This is a genomic window from Limibacillus sp. MBR-115 (assembly GCF_040549425.1).
Lineage (GTDB): Bacteria > Pseudomonadota > Alphaproteobacteria > Kiloniellales > CECT-8803 > Limibacillus > Limibacillus halophilus.
The window spans coordinates 300,345-318,758 of record NZ_JBEPTJ010000004.1 but is presented as its reverse complement, the minus strand read 5'-3'; the positions used below and the strand labels follow the sequence as shown (position 1 = coordinate 318,758).

19 protein-coding genes are annotated in these 18,414 nt (G+C 59.9%); 5 read left to right on the top strand and 14 right to left on the bottom strand.

Annotation, left to right across the window (positions count from 1 at the left end):
- Positions 1 to 66 precede the first annotated feature (66 nt).
- Complete coding sequence (locus tag ABIE63_RS11170; protein ID WP_183416781.1) at positions 67 to 696, bottom strand: DsbA family protein; 630 nt, start codon at positions 694 to 696, stop codon at positions 67 to 69.
- Between the two features lie 137 nt (positions 697 to 833).
- Positions 834 to 1,376: a DUF721 domain-containing protein gene (locus tag ABIE63_RS11165; protein WP_354504553.1), complete on the bottom strand. Its 543-nt coding sequence runs from the start codon at positions 1,374 to 1,376 to the stop codon at positions 834 to 836.
- Positions 1,377 to 1,450: 74 nt separating this feature from the next.
- On the opposite strand from ABIE63_RS11165, the gene mutY reads away from it, so the two are divergent.
- Positions 1,451 to 2,509 (top strand): A/G-specific adenine glycosylase, encoded by a 1,059-nt coding sequence (gene mutY / locus ABIE63_RS11160; protein WP_354504551.1) that lies wholly within the window; start codon positions 1,451 to 1,453, stop codon positions 2,507 to 2,509.
- 12 nt (positions 2,510 to 2,521) lie between these two features.
- On the opposite strand, the gene ABIE63_RS11155 is transcribed toward mutY, so the two are convergent.
- The 6 genes from ABIE63_RS11155 to ABIE63_RS11130 form a co-directional block, all read right to left on the bottom strand.
- A complete protein-coding gene (locus tag ABIE63_RS11155; protein WP_246377749.1) occupies positions 2,522 to 3,604 on the bottom strand; it encodes a site-specific DNA-methyltransferase in 1,083 nt (360 codons plus the stop codon).
- An 88-nt stretch (positions 3,605 to 3,692) separates the two neighbouring features.
- Entirely contained in the window at positions 3,693 to 4,319 is a 627-nt protein-coding gene (locus ABIE63_RS11150; protein ID WP_354504550.1) for a ribonuclease HII, read from the bottom strand.
- The gene (locus ABIE63_RS11145; RefSeq protein ID WP_354504549.1) at positions 4,319 to 5,776 is read right to left on the bottom strand and encodes a cation:proton antiporter; all 1,458 of its coding nucleotides are present in this window, start codon (positions 5,774 to 5,776) and stop codon (positions 4,319 to 4,321) included. Before ABIE63_RS11145 ends, ABIE63_RS11150 begins: the two co-directional genes overlap by 1 nt.
- Before the next feature lie 76 nt (positions 5,777 to 5,852).
- Positions 5,853 to 6,203: a tRNA-binding protein gene (locus tag ABIE63_RS11140; protein ID WP_354504548.1), complete on the bottom strand. Its 351-nt coding sequence runs from the start codon at positions 6,201 to 6,203 to the stop codon at positions 5,853 to 5,855.
- A 122-nt stretch (positions 6,204 to 6,325) separates the two neighbouring features.
- Entirely contained in the window at positions 6,326 to 6,808 is a 483-nt protein-coding gene (locus ABIE63_RS11135; protein WP_354504546.1) for a peroxiredoxin, read from the bottom strand.
- 133 nt (positions 6,809 to 6,941) lie between these two features.
- Complete coding sequence (locus tag ABIE63_RS11130) at positions 6,942 to 9,035, bottom strand: protein-disulfide reductase DsbD domain-containing protein (protein WP_354504545.1); 2,094 nt, start codon at positions 9,033 to 9,035, stop codon at positions 6,942 to 6,944.
- Between the two features lie 182 nt (positions 9,036 to 9,217).
- Here ABIE63_RS11130 and ABIE63_RS11125 point away from each other — a divergent pair, with 182 nt between their 5' ends.
- Positions 9,218 to 9,826, top strand: coding sequence for a YqgE/AlgH family protein (locus tag ABIE63_RS11125; protein ID WP_354504544.1), 609 nt, complete (start codon positions 9,218 to 9,220; stop codon positions 9,824 to 9,826).
- 5 nt (positions 9,827 to 9,831) lie between these two features.
- Here ABIE63_RS11125 and ABIE63_RS11120 read toward each other — a convergent pair whose 3' ends face one another.
- Together ABIE63_RS11120 and ubiA are read right to left on the bottom strand one after the other, a co-directional pair.
- On the bottom strand, positions 9,832 to 10,494 hold the full coding sequence (locus tag ABIE63_RS11120) for a methyltransferase (RefSeq protein WP_354504543.1): 663 nt from the start codon (positions 10,492 to 10,494) through the stop codon (positions 9,832 to 9,834).
- Complete coding sequence (gene ubiA, locus ABIE63_RS11115; protein WP_354504542.1) at positions 10,491 to 11,426, bottom strand: 4-hydroxybenzoate octaprenyltransferase; 936 nt, start codon at positions 11,424 to 11,426, stop codon at positions 10,491 to 10,493. Before ubiA ends, ABIE63_RS11120 begins: the two co-directional genes overlap by 4 nt.
- A 48-nt stretch (positions 11,427 to 11,474) precedes the next feature.
- Between ubiA and ABIE63_RS11110 the strand changes: the two genes are divergently transcribed.
- Both ABIE63_RS11110 and ABIE63_RS11105 read left to right on the top strand, forming a co-directional pair.
- Entirely contained in the window at positions 11,475 to 12,239 is a 765-nt protein-coding gene (locus tag ABIE63_RS11110; RefSeq protein WP_354504541.1) for a 16S rRNA (uracil(1498)-N(3))-methyltransferase, read from the top strand.
- Between the two features lie 106 nt (positions 12,240 to 12,345).
- On the top strand, positions 12,346 to 13,710 hold the full coding sequence (locus tag ABIE63_RS11105; RefSeq protein ID WP_354504540.1) for a glutamate--cysteine ligase: 1,365 nt from the start codon (positions 12,346 to 12,348) through the stop codon (positions 13,708 to 13,710).
- Here ABIE63_RS11105 and ABIE63_RS11100 read toward each other — a convergent pair.
- From ABIE63_RS11100 to ABIE63_RS11085, 4 genes are read right to left on the bottom strand one after another with little or no spacing between them, the layout of a single operon-like run.
- Positions 13,704 to 14,792 carry an FAD-binding oxidoreductase gene (locus tag ABIE63_RS11100; protein WP_354504539.1) on the bottom strand — a complete coding sequence of 363 codons (1,089 nt, stop codon included), beginning with the start codon at positions 14,790 to 14,792 and terminating at the stop codon, positions 13,704 to 13,706. The genes ABIE63_RS11105 and ABIE63_RS11100 overlap by 7 nt on opposite strands.
- A gap of 10 nt (positions 14,793 to 14,802) precedes the next feature.
- Positions 14,803 to 16,050 (bottom strand): CCA tRNA nucleotidyltransferase, encoded by a 1,248-nt coding sequence (locus ABIE63_RS11095; RefSeq protein WP_354504538.1) that lies wholly within the window; start codon positions 16,048 to 16,050, stop codon positions 14,803 to 14,805.
- Between the two features lie 31 nt (positions 16,051 to 16,081).
- Positions 16,082 to 16,747, bottom strand: a complete 666-nt coding sequence (locus ABIE63_RS11090) for a CoA pyrophosphatase (RefSeq protein ID WP_354504537.1) — start codon at positions 16,745 to 16,747, stop codon at positions 16,082 to 16,084.
- A complete protein-coding gene (locus ABIE63_RS11085; RefSeq protein WP_354504536.1) occupies positions 16,744 to 17,247 on the bottom strand; it encodes a DUF1285 domain-containing protein in 504 nt (167 codons plus the stop codon). The genes ABIE63_RS11090 and ABIE63_RS11085 overlap by 4 nt, the downstream gene beginning before the upstream one ends.
- Positions 17,248 to 17,433: 186 nt before the next feature.
- Here ABIE63_RS11085 and ABIE63_RS11080 point away from each other — a divergent pair, with 186 nt between their 5' ends.
- On the top strand, positions 17,434 to 18,414 hold the full coding sequence (locus ABIE63_RS11080) for a MoxR family ATPase (RefSeq protein WP_183416944.1): 981 nt from the start codon (positions 17,434 to 17,436) through the stop codon (positions 18,412 to 18,414).

The following is an 18,414-nucleotide window of genomic DNA, read 5'->3' as shown; positions in this document are numbered from 1 at the left end:
CGGTCGCCGCATCACCAAGAGCGCCAGAGACGATGAGACGCCGCCGGGACGGGCGGCATCCCCTCCTCAGGTTTTGGGCGCAACGCCTTCCAGGATTTTCTCGAGATCCTCAAATGACCGACCCCCGCGATAGACCTCACCGCCGATGACGAAACTCGGTGTCGCCTCGATCTTATAGGTCTCTTGCGCATGCTTGAGTTTTTCAAGGATCCGATTTAACTGCGCTTCGTCCTGCAGACAGGCGTCGAAACGCTCGCGGCTCATGCCGCCGATTTTCGCCAGGGACGCCAGTTCTTCCAGGGGATTCTCCGCCCGAGACCACCGCGCCTGCTGTTGGTAAAGCATGTCGACAAACGCGAAATAAGCTCTGTCACCATCGAAACAGTGGGCAATCATCGCTCCGGTCAAAGCGACCCTGTCCAGCGGATAATCGCGGTATACCAAACGCGCCCGGCCGTCCTTGATCCAACTATCCTTGAGCGGCGGCAGTGTATCGGAATGGAACCTGGCGCAGTGCGGACAGGTCAATGACGCGTACTCAATGATCGTGACCGGCGCAGCAGGGTCGCCCAAAATACGATCATCCTCGAAAACCTGCTCTTCCGCCCGTGCCGGATTCGGCATCAAGAAGGCACCGCCACCCACCGCGAGGGTCGCCAGTGCCGCCGTTCCCAACATGATCTGCCGTCTTTTCATCGTTCACCTACCATATATTGTGGATGCTATTCCGGTTCAGGAGATTCCTCAAGACGAGTCTTATCCACAGGAATTCCCCTCTTAAAGAGGGAATGGGGCAGGTTTGCGGCAGGTTTGCAACTTAACTCTTCGCGAGGTCACCGCCGCGCGAGCAGTTGGCGGCCCAAGCGTTCGAGCGACGCCCGTAACTCGGGATTCTCCACCTCCGAAAGAAGAGCCTGCAGCTTTTGCTCCTCCGCAGGCGTCAACGGCCTGGATGCTTTAGCCTTTTCCCAGGGGTCTGGATTGCCTCTACCCTCGGATTTGGTGCGTTGCCCCGGTAAAGGGCCTGTCTGAAGGCGGAGCTTGGCAACCGCACCGTAACCGAAATACCCGTTGATCCGCTCTAGCACGACATCTTGACTATGGCTCAGTTCCGCTGCCCAGGCGCCGGATTCCACCCGCAGGGTCAAGACAGCGTCGCGACGAATCTCCCGATCCGGAAACCGCAGAGACACCGGCAAGCAATGGCGCGCGGTTTCCTCGCCGACAATGCTCGGCCAATCGGTCAGGAAAGCCGCAAAGGCGCGGCCTTTACTGCCCAATGCCTTTCGGGCGATGCCCGCTCCCGCCGCACCAAGGCTGCGCCAGCCGCCGCCGCGTCGCTTCGATAATCCGCTATTTCCGAACTTTTCGATCACCCTTGGCCTTTCCCTGGAACCGCGCCGCCCCCATTATTGCCAGCGACATGGAAAGCGCCACAAGCAATACCACAATGACCAAGAACAACCGGGACCTTCCTGGCGCGCTGCTGGCTTGGTACGACCGTCATGCCCGACGCCTGCCCTGGCGTGCGCCGCCGGGCGCGAAACCGGATCCTTACCGGGTCTGGCTAAGCGAGATCATGCTTCAGCAAACCACTGTTGTTACCGTTGGTCCCTACTTCGAGCGTTTCGTCGCGCGCTGGCCAAGTGTTCAGGCGTTGGCCGCCAGCCCCCTAGAGGAGATTCTGACCGAATGGGCCGGGCTCGGTTACTACGCCCGTGCGCGCAACTTGCACCGGGCGGCGCAGATGGTCACCGACAAGTTCGATGGACGTTTCCCCGACGACGAGGCCGGACTCAAATCACTGCCCGGCATCGGCGACTATACCGCTGCCGCCATCGCGGCCATTGCCTTTGATCGCCCGGCGGCGGTCCTGGATGGGAATATCGAGCGCGTCACTTCCCGACTCTATGCGATCACGGAGCCCTTGCCGGGCGTCAAGCCGGTATTGCGCCGTCTCGTCGCCGAGATCACCCCCCGGCAAAGACCAGGTGATTTCGCCCAGGCCATGATGGACCTTGGCGCGACGGTCTGTCAGCCGGCACGGCCCCGGTGCCTGCTTTGCCCCCTTGTCCGGTTTTGCGAAGGAAGCGCCCAGGGGATTGCCGCCGAGCTACCACGCAAGGCCGCGAAGAAGGCACGACCGACACGCCATGGCATCGCCTTTTGGATCACCGACGCGCAAGGCCGCGTACTCCTACGCAAACGCCCGGAGAAAGGCCTGCTGGGATCGATGACGGAGATTCCCTCAACAGATTGGCGAGAAGACAAGCCCAGTCAGAATGCAGCGGCAAACGCCGCCCCCTTGGCTCTGGACTGGAGCCCCTTGCGAGGCCGGGTAAGGCACGTCTTCACCCACTTCAGCCTGGAGCTGGAAATCTGGAGCGCTGACGTGGAAGAGTCCGCGGCGCCGGAAGACACCTTCTGGTGCCGCCTCGACGATCTCGGCAATCAAGCGTTACCCAGCCTGATGCGCAAGATCGTCAAGCACGTGCTGACGGCAAAGTAACCGCCGGATCGTTCAGTTCAACTCCGCGCGCAGCTTGTCGCGCAAAACATCGATGGGGACACGCTTGCCTTCGGCATTGAGGCACCAGAACTGCCAGCCATTGCAGGCTGGGGCGCCCTGGACGTGTGCTCCAACCTGATGGATGGAGCCTGAAAAACCTTCGGTCACCAGAGTGCCGTCGGAGCGAACCTTGGCCCGGTAGCGTCCGTTGTAACTGACCAGCGTGGTCCCGGCCTCCAGCAACCCCCGTTCGACCAACCAGCCAAAGGGAACGCGTTTCTGCTCTCGTTTTTCGGTGATTTGGAGCGATTCCGGATCGCCCGGCTGAACACGCGATATGCGCTTCCGGGCCACGGCCGCATATTTCTCCTCGCGTTCTATGCCGACCCAGCGACGACCGAGCTTTCGGGCCACCGCGCCGGTGGTTCCGCTGCCGAAGAAGGGGTCGAGCACCACCTCTCCAGGTTTGGTCGAGGCCAGCAGGCAGCGATGCAACAATGCCTCGGGCTTTTGCGTGGAGTGTGCCTTCTTGCCCTCGCTGTCGCGCAAACGCTCCTGGCCGCCGCAGATCGGGATGAACCAGTCACTGCGCATTTGCAGATCCTCGTTCAGCGCCTTCATGGAGCGGTAGTTGAAGGTGTAATTGGCCTCCTGGTCCTTGGAGGCCCAGATCAAGGTTTCATGCGCATTGGTGAAACGGCGGCCTCGAAAATTGGGCATCGGATTGGATTTGCGCCAAATCACATCGTTTAAAATCCAAAAGCCCAGATCCTGAAGACCCGCACCGACCCTGAAAATATTGTGATAACTCCCGATTACCCAAAGCGTGCCATCGGGCTTCAACAGCCTTCTGGCCTGGCGCAACCAGGCATTGGTGAAATGGTCGTAGGCTGCGAAATCGTCGAAACGATCCCAAGAGTCCTCGACACCATCGACGCGGCTGTTGTTCGGCCGCGTCAGTTCTCCCCCGAGCTGCAGATTGTATGGCGGATCGGCAAAGATCATATCGACTGAGCCTGCTGGCAGGCCCTTCATGATCTCAACACAGTCGCCTACGAGAACTTCGCCCAGGGGCATGCTGCCCTGCACAGACATGCCCATAAATTCCCCGTTGTTGTCTCTGTTGTTCGCTTGATGAGGAATCTTCACTGATGCGGGATTCTACGTCAAGAGTCTTTCTGACTCAGTGAGTTATGGAAAGACTCTCAAAAACCGGTCGAAAAGAACGGCGATGTGCCAAGGTTGCGCCCTTGGATTTTAACGCTGCTAGATGGTCCGCCGTGCCATAGCCGCGATTGCGTTCCCAGCCATAACCCGGGAACTGCTCCGCCAAACGATCCATCTCCAGATCGCGCGTTACCTTCGCGACAATCGAGGCCGCGGCAATGGAGAGGCTTCGACTGTCGCCTTTGACCACGGTATCGGCAGGAGATCCTATTTCCGGCGGCAAGCGGTTCCCGTCGATCAGTAAAGCCGCAGGTCTGCACGGCAGGGAGGCAACCGCGCGGCGCATCGCCAGAAACGTGGCCTGGAGTATGTTAATGCGATCAATTTCCTCGACAGATGCCTGCCCGACCCCGACGCAGGCATTCCCTTGGAGAAATTGGTTCAAGCTTTCCCGCTTGCTGGGGCTCAACTTCTTGCTGTCATTCAACTGGGCAAGGAGCCGTGGGTCGAGCACCGCGATATCCAGAATGACCGCGGCGGCCACAACCGGTCCGGCCAAAGGCCCGCGCCCAGCTTCATCCACACCCGCCACTGGTGACAGGCCGCGTTCGATCCAAACCTCTTCGAGACGATAATCGGGCATCAGAAGGGAATTGGGGGCAACCCGCTAGCGGCGTCCTTCGCTCGGGCCTCGTCATCCAGGTTGTCGTATTTCGGGTCATCGTCACGGTCTTCCGATTTAACGGAAGAATTCCAGCCAAACAGCGCAGAGAGCCGCGCGACCAGCTTCAATATTTCGCTACGCTCTGGCTGCAGGATCAGGCGAAACAACTCGCGGCCCGACGAAACGCCAGCCAGGGAGTAGCGCAGTGTTCGGCGCGCCACCACCATCCAAGCCGGAGAAAAAACGAGACTGAGCACCGTAACCGCCACGATCAGGCGATAGGTTTCGTCGCCCAAAAGTCCAAAGGCCAAGGCCAGAGCCCCGAGCACGAAAGCAAATTCGCCTATCTGACCGAGCAGAGCACCCGGCACCACCGCGCACTCCCAGGATTCTCCCAGCAGACGCAGGAATGCGATGTTGGCCGCCGTCTTGACAAGCAAGACCAGCAGTACGAGCAGGCAGACCAACAGCAGATTGTCGACGATGAAATCAAGATCGATCAGCAAGCCGATCGACAGGAAGAAAACCATGACCAGGATGGATTGCACGGGCAGGATGCTTTGCTGCATCTCGTGGCTGGAGCGTGAGTTGCCGATAACGAGCCCCGCCAAGAAAGCGCCATAGGCCGTGGAAAGACCAATCAGTCCTGAAATCGCGGCGGCGGCAAAGCAAAAAGTAATGCCGCCCAAGACCCTCAGATCCGGGTTCTTGGTAATAATCGCACTGAAAGGCAGTTGCACCGGGCCGCGACGCAAAAGTACGAACACCAGCACCGCCATGATGCCCAGAGCCAGAATCAGCTTTCCGGCAATGCCCCAACCAAGCCCATCGCCGCTACCGAACGCGGCGATCACCAGCATCATGGGGACCACCGCCAGATCCTGGGCGATCAGGACACCAACGGCGATCTGCCCGCTGCGTTCCTCAAGGTCACCGAGATCCTCAAGCATTTTGATTGCAACTGCCGTCGAGGAGAGCGAGAGGACGAAAGCCAACACAAGCGTCTCCGGCGTATCCCATCCGAGGATAAGGCCCACAAGAAACGCCGCCGCAAGGCCCAGCGTCAGTTGCAATCCGAAGGTTCCAAAGGCAATTCGCCACAACTGGCTGAAGGTCTTGAGCGAAAGCTCCATGCCAACCAGAAACAGCAACAGGATAACCCCCAATTCGGCCATGAACTGGATCAGTTCCCGGTTTTCAACCAGTCCCAGCGCCGAAGGGCCCATCACAAGCCCCGCCAGAATATAACCGACAGCGGCAGGCTGCTTGATCCTGGCCAACAGCACCCCGCATGCCAGGGCGATCACCACGACGATCGCAAGGCCGGTCAGATGCCCAAGTGCGGCGCCATGGTCCATCGCAGCGCCAGCAGCATCAACCGCATTGGCCGCAGCTTGTTCGCCGGTAATGGTAGGCGTGATCCCCGATTCACTCATGGCCACAGCCTAGCATGGCCCGTCGCATCCATTGAACCGGATTTACGCAGAGAAAGGTAAAAGGCGCCGCTTTGGGTCAGTGCATCCGAGATCCGTTGGGTACTGGCTTGTCGGCAGCCAGCAATACCACTGCACCGTTCTCGTCAGCCAGTCCCAGCACAAGTACCTCGCTCATGAACTTGCCGATTTGCTTAGCCGGGAAATTAACGACGCCCAGAACCTGTCGGCCCGGCAGCTCCTCGGGCTTGTAATGCACCGTGATCTGGGCGCTTGTCTTGCGTTCGCCAATCTCAGGGCCGAAGTCAATCCACAACTTGATCGCCGGCTTCCGGGCCTCGGGATAGGGCTCGGCCCGTAGTATCGTCCCCACACGAATATCCACCTTGAGAAAATCGTCGAAGCCGATCAGTTTATCCTCGTCGTTCATCGCAGCTGTCCCTGACGTTCTTGGGTTTGCTCGCCAGCCTTAGACAAAGCTTCGGCATTGCTCAAGAAAAAGGCGGCCCCTCGCGGCAACCGCCTTTCTCGTCGCTTGCAATCCGAGCGGGCTTAGAGTTGGGCGAGAACCGCCTCGGCGCTCGACACCTCAAAAGCGCCCGGCGCCTCTTCGACCGCTATCCAGGTCACCACGCCCTTGTCGGCGATCAAGGCAAAACGGCGGCAGCGAACTCCGAGACCCGCGACCGACAGATCGGCCTCCAGCCCCAGAGCCTTGGTAAATGCCGCCAAACCGTCGGCCAAGGTTTCGACTTTGCCTTCCGCCGCTTGTGATTCGGCCCAGGCTTTCATCACGAAGGCATCGTTGACGGAAAGGCAGACAATCTTATCAACGCCCTTGGCCTTCAAGGCATCGTACTGTGCGACAAAGCCCGGCAAATGTTTAGCCGAGCAGGTCGGTGTGTAGGCCCCCGGCAGACCAAACAATGCAACTTTTCCACCGGCGAATAGCTCGCCGGTCGAGACATCTTCCAAGCCATTGGCGCCCAGATGCTTAACCGTAACGTCCGGGATCGCGTCACCTATCTTGATCATCCTAAGTTCCCCTCTCTACAAAACGCTAAAACTGAAAACGACTGGTCGCTGCCCTTTGGAGGCGCACCCATCTATAAACAGGCCACACCAAGTTTAGGTCCAGGACCACCAAAAGGTACAGACCGGTCAATACTCATCCGCCCCGCGCCTGGCGCAACCCTTCAAGCACGGCATCATCTGTCAAAAGCTCGGGCAAGGGTATCCCCTGCGGCGCAGCGGGTCCGTAAACCACGTTAAATGGAATCCCGTAACGCCCAAAGGACTCTAGAAAGGCCGCTATTTTTTCGTCCGGATTGGTCCAGTCGGCCTGCAAGGCAACAACACCCTCCGCCCGCAAGGCATCCAGAACCGGAGATCTTCCCAGCACCAGGGTCTTGTTAACTTGACAGGTGATACACCAATCAGCCGTCACATCGACGAAAACAACCTTCTTGTCAGCCACCAGTTCGGCGATTTCCACCTGCTTGAAATCACCCCAGAGATCGTCGGCTGCTACAGCCTCCCGACCCCCGGGTCTGGGCATCATGGCACTGACCATTACCACCAGAAGAGCAAGCGCGGCCACGCTTGGCAGCGCGAGGCCCCGACGCAAACGGCCCGCACGTGATCGCCAGATTACAAAACCGATCAGCAGCAACAGGATTCCTACAACCGCCGCCGCATAAAGATCGATCTGCGCTGCCATCACCGAAAGCAGCCACAAGGCGGTACCGGCCAGCGCAAACCCGAGAAGTCGCCGCAGTGTGATCATCCAGGGCCCCGGCTTGGGCAGACGCGTAGCAAGTTGTGGAAGCGCCGCGACAAGCAGATAAGGTAACGCCAGGCCGACACCCAATGCTGCGAAGATCAGAAGAATCTCGGCCGGTCCTCGGGCCAGCGCGAAGCCCACGGCAGTGCCCAGGAATGGCGCCGAACAGGGTGTCGCCAGCAAGGTCGCAAAGGCTCCCGTCATGAAGTGGCCGACGACCCCCTCATGCCGTGCCCCGGCCGCTACCTTGCCCATCGAGGATGGGAGGGGAATTTCAAAAAACCCGAAGAGATTGCAGGCAAAGAGCGTAAGCAGGAACGCCATGACTGCGAGGAAAATCGGCTGCTGAAACTGGATGCCCCAGCCTACGGCCAAGCCCGCCTGTTTCAACCCAATGGCCAGAAATGCCAGCAACAAGAAGGAGGTCACGATGCCAGCCGAGGACGCCAGAAAGCCCATGCGTACGGCGCGTGTTTCCCGACCGCTTTGCTTCGCCACCGATAAGAGCTTGATGGAAAGGACCGGCAAGACGCAGGGCATCACATTGAGAATCAAACCGCCGAGCAGAGCCATGCCGAGAATGGTCCACAGCCCAAAGGATGCAAATTCGGTCGTGGGCGCCGCCAACACGCCCGACACCTCCGTGCCCGCGCCAAAGCGCGCCAACCAGCTACGTTCCAGTCCCCGGTCTCCATCCATTACCGTCAAAGTGAGTCGTTTACCGTCCAGAACACCTTCGGCGAGACTGCCTTTTCCAACAGTCACCTTTATCAGAGCCTGGCGGTCTGCATCGCTGAGCGTCACCTCAGGCTTGCCATAGAAAAACCCCGGCGGGCCTTCGACGAGCAGATCGGGTCGCTCCAATGGTTGGTCGGAACGCAGCGTCGCCTCGATGATCGGCGCATTGAGGGTCCCGGCCAAGGCAAGGGTTTCCAAGGTGAGCCCGTCAGCTTCTGACCCCGGCACCTGACTTTCGTATTGCTTGATCAGCAGATTATCCAAAACCTCCCCACCGTCACCCGACGGAAGGGTCAAATCCAATACCGCACTCTGCGGGACGCAAATTTCCGAGCAGGTGAGATAGTCGACGCTGCCAACCAACTGCGTTGCCTGACCGGGGTTCTGTAAGGTGACGGTCAAAGGAAAGATTACTTCATCGCCATACCCGAAGGTCTGTAACCCAAAGAGCTCGAATCTATGAGGCAGCGGCCAAGCCATCTCAACGGCGGAGACATTGTTCGAACCGCTCCAATCAACCTGCGGCGGATAGCCCGCATCACCCGGTGATCGCCAGTAGATCTTCCATCCGGGTTGCATCTCGAAGTGAAGGCCGGCGGCGAGGTCGCCCGTATCGCCAACGCTGTCGACACCCGTGATCAGCCGTACCCGACCCTGCTCGTTGGCGGCCCAAGGGCTGCTGGCCGCTTGGGGATTCCCGGCGAACAGCATAACCATAAGCCCCGAGAAGAGGGCTGACATCCAAAAGGAGCCCGATAATAAGCTGCGCATTGCCGTGGTAGTCACTTTGCTTCCTTGCCGCTAAACTATGGCTGGTCAGTGTTATGTAACAACACGCCCTGCGCTGTCAGGTCACTTTTTTGCGTGTTGCGGCGGAAGGATGGAGAATTATCTAGGTAAAAGACAGTGACGGATCGACGCGCATGACGGACCAGCAAGAAAACCAAAAGACGGACAAAGCCCAAGGCAATTCAAAGAACACCGGTTTGACCGGTCAACTTTTGATTGCCATGCCCGGCATGTCCGACCCGCGTTTCAATCGCAGTGTCGTCTACATTTGCGCCCACAACGCCGACGGGGCCATGGGCCTTGTGATCAACAAGGCGGTCGATGAACTGACCTTCGATGATCTGCTGGAGCAATTCGAGATCGAGAATCAAGCGGCATCCGACGCGATTTCCATCCACTTCGGCGGTCCGGTCGAGACGCAAAGAGGGTTTGTGCTGCATAGCCCGGATTATCTAAGAGAAGGTTCGCTACAGGTGGACGAACACGTAGCCCTGACCGCCACCGTCCAGATACTCCAGGATATTGCCGCTGGAGCCGGCCCGCGCTTCAAACTCCTGGCTTTGGGATATTCAGGCTGGGGGCCGGGCCAACTTGATGCGGAGATACAACAGAACGCCTGGTTAAATGTAGCTGCCGACGACGCCCTGGTTTTCGGGCCGGACATTGCCGCCAAATGGGAGTCGGCGATCCGGAAACTTGGCGTTGAACCCTCGATGCTATCCGGTAGCGCCGGACACGCTTGACCTGATCACGATTCCACTGGAAGGACTCGCCAGACGACGGCGTTTCGCAGGTCGCTGTCTTCAAGCTCGCGCGTGGTTTGAACGGCATAGGTGTTCACACGCTCCAAGCCGCTTTTTGGCAAATAGCTTCGCCCCGGGTCGCCGAGAAGCACCACGGCTCCAGCGCTCGCCAGCGCCTGAAGCCAAGCGAAGAAGCGGGCTGCGGGCGCTTGTTCATAGCAGATGTCGCCGGCAAGAACGACCGCCCAGGCCGGGTCGATCCGCCCGACCAGGTCATCGGAAATAACGGTGAGCCCGACGTCATTGGCGGTGGCATTCAACGTGATGGCCGCCAAGGCAAAGGGATCAATGTCATTGGCCGTTACGTGACGAGCCCCCGCCATGCATGCGGCTATGGCAACCACGCCGGACCCGGAAGCGAAATCCAAAACATTACGTCCCTTGACGATCTCCGGGTGGTCGAGAATGTGGCGGGCCAAACCCTGCCCGCCGGCCCAGGCAAAAGCCCAAAACGGTGGCGGTACGCCCTCGGCCTCCAAAGCTATCTCGCTTGCCTGCCACAGGGGCAGCACTTCGCTCGCAAGGTGCAGGCGCAATTCGGGCAGGAGTGCGGGCGCTTCTAGAATGGTGTTGGCGAGAACGAAGGCGCGGGGAGCCTGTGCGCTCATGCTGTTACGACGGGCGACAGGATGATGCCCAGCCACAGGATGAGCCCGAAATAACGGTTCGATTTGAACCGCAGCAGGCAGTTATCGGGATTGTCGATATCGAGCGTCCAGACCTGCCAACCTGCCTGCAAGGCGACGCCCGCCACAGCCAGCCAGAAAGGCCAGCCCAGACCGGTCAGGCCGCCCGCCACCGCCATCAACAGTACCGCGACAGCATAAAATCCAGCGACCCAGGGCCGTGTCCGGTCACCCAGCTTCAAGGCCGAGGACTTGATTCCCACCAGCACATCATCCTCGCGGTCCTGGTGCGCATAGATGGTGTCATAGCCAAGGGTCCAGGCAAGGCTGCCCAAATAGAGGACCACCGGCGGCCAAGTCAGGCTGTCGGTCACCGCCGCCCAGCCCATCAGGGCACCCCAATTGAAAGTGAGGCCGAGAAATGCCTGCGGCCAGTAGGTCACCCGTTTCATCAAGGGATAGGCGACGATCAAGGCAATAGAAGAAACACCCAGCAAGATCGCGGTGGCAGTCAGCTGCAACAGGATAAGCAAGCCCAGCAGCAGTAGAATGCCCAGGAAAAACAGGGCTTGGCGCGGTGTGACCTGCCCGCTGGGCAAGGGACGCAAGGCCGTCCGAGCCACCTTGCCATCAAGATCGCGATCCCAAAGGTCGTTGATGACGCAGCCCGCGCCGCGCATCACGACGGCACCCACGCCAAAAAGCAACAGCAGCCAGACATCGGGCGCGCGCGCCTCCTGCGCCGTCGCTAGCGACAGACTCCAAGCCCCCGGCCAAAAAAGCAACCAAGCGCCGATCGGACGATCGAAACGGGTCAGGCGCAAATAAGGATGAAACATGCGCGGCAAAACCCGGAAAGACCAGTGATCGCCAACGATGTCACTTGCACTGCTTGAAGGGTTGGGCACACTCATGGCCTAATCTCTAACCCCGAAGCGGGGTCTAAGGAAAGTCGCGCGACCATGTCCAGCGAAAAGATTGCAACCAGATTGTACATCGAGCAAGACCTGCGGGCGGGCGCAACCATCGGCCTTGATCATTCCCAGGCTCATTTCTTGCGCAGCGTACTGCGATTAGAGGCTGGTGTTAGTCTGGGCGTTTTCAATGGACGGGACGGCGAGTGGCGCGCAGAGATAGAGGCGATTGGCAAGGGATGGGTGTCCTTGTTGGTCCACGAACAGCGCCGGCCTCAAGAACGAAGCCAGGATCTCTGGTTGGTGTTTGCGCCGGTAAAGCGCGCGCGAATCGATTTCATCGCCGAGAAGGCAACCGAGTTGGGCGTTTCCCGACTCCAGCCCGTGTTGACCCGTTATACCGATGTCTCCCGCGTCAATTGCGACCGCTTGGCCGCCACTACGAAAGAAGCAGCGGAACAATGCGAGCGCCTGGACCTGCCCGATGTAAGGGAGCCGATTACATTGCCGCGCTTGCTGGAGACTTGGCCCAGCGAGCGGCGGCTCTTATTGTGCGCCGAAGCCGGCGATGCCACACCCATAACCGAAGCGCTGCAAAAGATCGCTGGGGTGCCTGGGCCTCTCGCAGCCATGACGGGACCGGAGGGCGGCTTTGCGCCAACTGAACTTGACGCGCTGATGCAACTCCCTTTTGTTACTCCTGTAAGTCTCGGGCCGCGTATTCTTAGGGCCGATACGGCGGCGCTCGCCGCGTTGACCTGTTGTCAATCGATGCTCGGCGACTGGAAACGTCGACCCGCATTTCGGACGTGAGGTTGATGCCTGAGACCGCATAACCATATTGCAACGACCGGCTTGGCGTTCTTCGCTCGGGACCGGACTGCTCACCAGCAACCTTTCGGGAGCCAAGAACCCGCCAATGTCCGCACCACCACAAGCCAAGGGCGAGCCCGTAACGTCTAAAAGCCAATTGATCGAGTACCTGTCGGAGGGCTGTAAACCCAAAGATCAGTGGCGAATTGGTACCGAGCACGAAAAATTCGTCTACCGGTTAAGCGATCTCCAACGACTGCCCCATGACGGCGAGCAATCGATTCGCGCCCTCCTCGAAGGCCTAATCTCGTTCGGCTGGGAAGGAATCACCGAAAACGGCAACCTCATCGCCCTGAAGATGGGCGCGTGCAACATCACGCTGGAGCCGGGCGGTCAGCTTGAACTCTCCGGCGCGCCCGTGGAAAACCTGCATCAGACCTGCAGCGAAGTGCACAGCCACCTCGATCAAGTCAAGCAGATCGCCGAGCCGCTTGGCATCGGACTGCTGGGCATGGGCTTCGATCCCAAGTGGAAACGCGAGGACGTTCCCTGGATGCCAAAAGGCCGCTACGCGATCATGAAGAAGCAGATGCAGCGGCGCGGCAAACTTGGTCTCGACATGATGCTGCGCACCAGCACCGTGCAGGTGAACCTCGACTTCGACAGCGAAGCCGACATGGTGCAGAAGTTTCGCGTCAGCCTGGCGCTGCAGCCCGTGGCGACGGCACTCTTTGCAAACTCGCCTTTCACCGAGGGTAAAGCCAACGGCTTCTTGAGCTATCGCAGCCATATCTGGACCGATACCGACCCGGACCGCTGCGGCATCCTGCCCTTCGTTTTCGAAGATGGCATGGGTTTCGAGCGCTACGTCGATCACGTTCTCGACGTACCGATGTATTTTGTCTATCGCGACGGTGCCTACATTGATGCCGCGGGCCAGTCCTTCCGCGATTTTCTCGAGGGTAAATTACCGGCTTTGCCCGGGGAAATTCCAGCCATATCCGATTGGGCGGACCACCTAACCACCTTGTTCCCCGAGGTCCGCTTGAAACGCTTTTTGGAGATGCGCGGTGCCGATGGCGGCCCATGGCGCTCGCTCTGTGCCCTGCCCGCTTTGTGGGTCGGCCTGCTCTATGACAGCGACAGCCAACAGGCGGCTTGGGACCTGATCAAGGATTGGACGCCGCAAGAGCACCAAGACCTGCGCGACGAGGTGCCGCGACGGGCGCTCAAGACTCCCTTCCGAAAGGGAACCTTGCAGGATCTGGCCTTGCAAATTCTGGAAATATCCGAGGAAGGACTCGCGCGGCGTGCAAGGATCAGCGGCACAGGCGAAGATGAGCGCCAGTACCTCTGGACCTTGCGGGAGATCGCGGAAAGCGGCGTAACGCCCGCCGAACGCAAGCTGCAGGAGTTCGAGGAAACGTGGCATGGCGATATCGATCCAGTGTTCCGGGTCCACGCCTACTGATTTTTGCCGGCTGCGAATCGGTCCGGACCGAAGGGTGCAAGCAGAACGTCGCGCCTACCGGTCAGGATTTCCGATGCTGCGAAACTCCCAACGGCCGGGGCCAGTGTGATGCCGGAGTGCATTGTTGCCAGATAGAGGCCGGCGATGCTCTGTGGCCGCCCGACCACCGGAAAGCCGTCGCCAGGCGTGGGTCTATGGCCCAGACTGAAGTGGTCGAATTCCAAGGTCTCACCGGAGCGCAGCAGATTCTTCAGTTGGTCGAAAACAGCGCGTGCCGATGCCAGAGCGTCCTCGCCCGGATCGCTTCCGCCGAAATCATCGCCCGCGATAACACGCCCGTCTGCCGTCTGGCGCAGATGCATCTCCGGCGCCATGACAAGGCCGTTCAACAATCTGGAGTGCGGCTTCGAAACGACCAATAACCCTGGAGGAGCCGTCATCGGTATTTCGATACCCATCGGGGCCGCGAGCTCGGGCGTAGCGACCCCTGCGGCCAACACAACCTCATCGGCATCGATCATGCCGCCGTTGGTTTCGACTCCAACGAGTTTGCCGGCCCGCTCCACCAAATTCAGGACCGGCTGTCGGGGAATGATCTCTGCGCCTCGGCGTTTTGCCGCCGCCAGCAAGGCCAGGGTCGCGGCCAGTGGCTCAACGGCGCCTTCCTCCGCAACATAAAGAGCCCGTTCGGGCGGCGAAGCGAGTTGTGGCTCGATGCGCTGCGCTTCGAGCGCGCCGACATGCGCTACGCCGTAACCCCAGGCGCTGTGTTGTCTGGCATAGGCGTCGAGTTCGTCTGTCGGCATGTCCCAGATCAGGCCGCCACCCCAGGCAACGGTAATCCCCGGCACATCCCTCTCCAGGTCATGCCACATCGCCATGGAGCGATGCCGCAAGCGGAAATATGGCTCGGGGTTTCCCCAACTCGCATTGATCCAGGCCCAGGAACTGCGGGTCGCAAGCCCCCCGGCCTCACCGGCTTCGATTACGACCGGTTGGGCACCCGACCGAGTTAGGTGCCACGCGATGGACGCCCCAACGATGCCGGACCCTACGATCGCTATCTTAGGAGTGCGCGCCAAGTTGCGTTCCCTATCCCACCGCCAGCAGTTCTCTGGATTTTGCGACACAGGCCGCCTTGTCGGGCCTGAAATCCTCGGCGATCCACCAGTCCTCGACCTTCTTCAGCAAGCGCCCCATTTCCGGACCCGGCGCCACTCCCAAAGCCAGCAAGTCTTCACCCGAAAGGGGAAGCCGTGTGTCATCGTCCCAGTCATGAATGACGTCGAGCGCTTCGGTCAATGCAGTCAGCGAGACCCTTTGACGTGCAGCTGCCAGCAAGCATATCGCCAACGCGTCCGATCGGCCCGTCCGGTAACAGAGCACCCGCAACGTCGCCGCACTGGCCGGCAGAGACGGTGCAACCGGGGGTGCAACAAGCAGCGCGAGGCGTTGGCTTTCCTGATTGGAGAATCGCATGCGCCTTGCAAGATCAATCGCCCCGTCTCTTTGGGACGGCAACAACGCTGCCAGCCGGACGAGGGCGTCTGGCTCGTCCGGCTCCACGCCGAACGCTCTCTCCAATCCCAGGACCGCTATGAGATCCGAAAGGCCCACTGGTTGCGGCAAGAGGCGCGCCAGCACGCCATGGCGCACCATCAACTCGAGGGCCGGGGCCGGATCCCTTGCCGCCATGAGCTTCAAGAGTTCGCTACGCAACCGCTCGCCAGAAAGACTTTCGATACCTGCAAGCTCGGCCTCGATAGCAGCCAGCGTGTCGGGATCTGGAGCAACCCGTCCATAAAGCGCCAAGAAGCGGAAGAAACGCAGGATCCGCAAATAGTCCTCGCGAATGCGCTGCGCCGCCTGTCCAACAAACCTGATGACACCGGCAAGAAGATCGGCGCGTCCGCCGAAGGGATCGTATAGCAAGCCTTCCGGGGTTAGTGACATGGCATTGATGGTCAGGTCGCGCCGGGCAGCGTCAGCAGTCCAATCCCGGGTAAAGGCAACCGTTGCATGGCGGCCAAAGGTTTCCACATCGCGGCGCAATGTCGTGATCTCGAATGCCCGTTTTCCTATGACGGCGGTTACGGTCCCGTGCTCCAGGCCGGTCGCAACGACCTTGATACCGGCCGCATTCAGTAGCGCCAACACCCTTTCGGGCACGGCGTCCGTCGCAATATCAATATCTTTGACCGGACGGTGAGCCAGCGTATCCCGCACGCACCCGCCGACAAAACGCGCCTCGGCACCCGCTGCCCGCAACACCTCAATTACCTGTCGGGCAGGCCCGGCGGTCATCCATTCCTCGGGAGCGATCGTTTCGACAGGCTCCATAGCAGACGCGGATCCTTATGGGTTGTGGCCACTAATCCTCGCGGAGAATTTCCGCCAGATTCGATAGCATGCCAGCGGTCGCTCCCCAGATGTAATGCTTCTCGTAGGGATAGACGTAGAAAAATCGCGTGCGACCTTGCCATACACGGCTGTGAACCTCGCGATTAGCAGGGTCCAGGAAATAGCGCAGAGGCACCTCGAAAGCCTCAGCCACTTCTAAGGCGTCCAGCTTTAGTTTGAAGGGTGTGGCTACCAGCCCCACGACCGGCGTAACCTCAAATCCGGTACGGGTGATGTAGGTGTCCAATCGCCCGACAACCTCGATTCCATCCGGCGGTAGCCCGATCTCCTCTTCCGTCTCCCGCAAGGCCGCCGCATCCGGATCGGCATCACTGTCTTCGATGCGCCCGCCGGGAAAGGAAATTTGACCGGCGTGATCGCGGAGATGGTCAGCGCGCTTGGTAAGCAGAACGGTTGGCACTTGATCCCGGCGCTGAACTATCGGTACCAGCACAGCGGCGCCTATCAGCGTGCCCGCCGGAGGATAGAAATCCTTGTTCAGATCGTGGTCGCCTCTCGGAAGGTCGGCACTCGGATGACCACGACTGGGGTGATCCTCCTCCACGCTTTGAGGCGCGCGTCGGGTGAAACGTACGCGCGGTCGCGACAGACGCTTGACGATCTCCTCGGGGGTCACGCTTCGCTCTCCCCAAGATCGAAAAACACACCGCCGCTCCACACACCTAGACGCCCGTCGTATTGCGGGCTGGGTTCGGCAAGGTCGGCCAATTGATAAAAAACCGATCGGGCGATGAGCGCTTCCAGACCCGGCCTCACCCGTACATAGGGGCTTGGCTCGCCGGTATCCCGATCCTCAACGACGCGAATCGGGTGTGCGGAGCCCGCCACGATCCATTCGTCGATGTTGCTGCGAAACCGGAGCTGACGATCTCGGCCGCTCCCCTGGACTTCCAACTCCACTGCAACGAAGGGGGCATCTTCGACCTGAATACGCGTCTCCTCCACCGGCGTCTTGAGCCAATAATCACCGGCGTCATCGCGACTCAGAATCGTCGCGAATAGCTTAACCAGAGCCATTCTTTCTATGGGGGTACCCTTATAGAACCAGGTTCCATCACGTGCGATTCGCATGTCGATATCGCCGCGAAAAAACGGGCCTTTCTTTGCCTGAGTCATGCCCGGTTGGAACCTCCTTTAATCAACTCTTGGCGACCAAGGCGACTAATGCGCCCCCTTTTAGCCATCTTCGCTTAAGAATATGGTGAAGACTGACGCAAGCAAACAGGGGCAAGATAAACGAGTGGGAGGCCGAGCGTGAAGACAAGTGATTATTCGGACGACACCAATGGCCCAGAGGGTCTCGTGAAGGAAAACCTCGTGAAGGATGTAGAGACACTGGGAAACAAGCTGCGGCTTGTTCGCCAAGCTGTCGGCGAGGTCATCTTCGGTCAGGAACAGGTTGTCGAGCGCACCCTCATAACATTGCTCGCCGGTGGACACGCTCTCTTGATCGGCGTACCCGGGCTCGCCAAGACGCGATTGGTCGAGACGCTGGGCACCGTCTTCGGGCTGGACGACAAACGTATTCAGTGCACGCCCGACCTGATGCCGGCGGATATACTTGGCTCTGAGGTATTGGAGACCGATGAGGCCGGGCGGCGCAGCTTCCGCTTCATCCCCGGACCGGTATTCTGTCAGCTTCTCATGGCCGACGAGATAAACCGCGCCAGCCCGCGCACCCAGTCGGCTTTGCTCCAGGCGATGCAGGAACAGCGCGTCACGGTTGCTGGGCAGGCACATGGTCTGCCGACGCCCTTTCATGTGCTGGCGACCCAGAATCCGCTCGAACAGGAAGGCACCTACCCGCTACCAGAGGCGCAGCTCGATCGCTTTTTCATGGAGATCGACGTCGACCATCCGGATCTGGCCGCCGAGCGGCAAATGCTACTCGAAACGACGGGCGCGGAACAGAAGCAACCAAAGGCCGTCATGACACCCGCCGAACTGATCGCGGCACAGGCGCTGGTGCGCCGGGTGCCGGTTGGCGACAAGGTGGTCGATGCAATTCTTTCCATCGTGCGATCGGGCAGGCCGGAGCACAGCGAATTGGAGGAAGTTCGAAATCAAGTGGCTTGGGGCCCCGGACCACGCGCCAGCCAGGCATTGATGCTGGCGGTGCGTGCCGCTGCTGTCATGGACGGTCGCTATGCGCCCTCCATCGACGATGTGGTGACCCTGACCCCGCCGGTGCTGCGCCATCGCATGGCACTCAGTTTTACTGCGAGAGCGGAAGGTGTGACCTTGGATGACATCATCGGGCGCCTCTTGGCGCCACACCGCTGA

What these genes read in the sequence shown, in the direction of transcription:
- ABIE63_RS11155 (WP_246377749.1), bottom strand. Translation starts at nt 3,604, where the DNA reads ATGTCTGTGCAGGGCAGCATGCCCCTGGGCGAAGTTCTCGTAGGCGAC.
- ABIE63_RS11095 (WP_354504538.1), bottom strand. Translation starts at nt 16,050, where the DNA reads ATGGAGCCTGTCGAAACGATCGCTCCCGAGGAATGGATGACCGCCGGG.
- ABIE63_RS11105 (WP_354504540.1), top strand. Translation starts at nt 12,346, where the DNA reads ATGTCCGCACCACCACAAGCCAAGGGCGAGCCCGTAACGTCTAAAAGC.
- ABIE63_RS11135 (WP_354504546.1), bottom strand. Translation starts at nt 6,808, where the DNA reads ATGATCAAGATAGGTGACGCGATCCCGGACGTTACGGTTAAGCATCTG.
- ubiA (WP_354504542.1), bottom strand. Translation starts at nt 11,426, where the DNA reads ATGAGTGTGCCCAACCCTTCAAGCAGTGCAAGTGACATCGTTGGCGAT.
- ABIE63_RS11120 (WP_354504543.1), bottom strand. Translation starts at nt 10,494, where the DNA reads ATGAGCGCACAGGCTCCCCGCGCCTTCGTTCTCGCCAACACCATTCTA.
- ABIE63_RS11110 (WP_354504541.1), top strand. Translation starts at nt 11,475, where the DNA reads ATGTCCAGCGAAAAGATTGCAACCAGATTGTACATCGAGCAAGACCTG.
- ABIE63_RS11145 (WP_354504549.1), bottom strand. Translation starts at nt 5,776, where the DNA reads ATGAGTGAATCGGGGATCACGCCTACCATTACCGGCGAACAAGCTGCG.
- ABIE63_RS11085 (WP_354504536.1), bottom strand. Translation starts at nt 17,247, where the DNA reads ATGACTCAGGCAAAGAAAGGCCCGTTTTTTCGCGGCGATATCGACATG.
- ABIE63_RS11130 (WP_354504545.1), bottom strand. Translation starts at nt 9,035, where the DNA reads ATGTCAGCCCTCTTCTCGGGGCTTATGGTTATGCTGTTCGCCGGGAAT.
- ABIE63_RS11170 (WP_183416781.1), bottom strand. Translation starts at nt 696, where the DNA reads ATGAAAAGACGGCAGATCATGTTGGGAACGGCGGCACTGGCGACCCTC.
- mutY (WP_354504551.1), top strand. Translation starts at nt 1,451, where the DNA reads ATGACCAAGAACAACCGGGACCTTCCTGGCGCGCTGCTGGCTTGGTAC.
- ABIE63_RS11150 (WP_354504550.1), bottom strand. Translation starts at nt 4,319, where the DNA reads ATGCCCGATTATCGTCTCGAAGAGGTTTGGATCGAACGCGGCCTGTCA.
- ABIE63_RS11140 (WP_354504548.1), bottom strand. Translation starts at nt 6,203, where the DNA reads ATGAACGACGAGGATAAACTGATCGGCTTCGACGATTTTCTCAAGGTG.
- ABIE63_RS11125 (WP_354504544.1), top strand. Translation starts at nt 9,218, where the DNA reads ATGACGGACCAGCAAGAAAACCAAAAGACGGACAAAGCCCAAGGCAAT.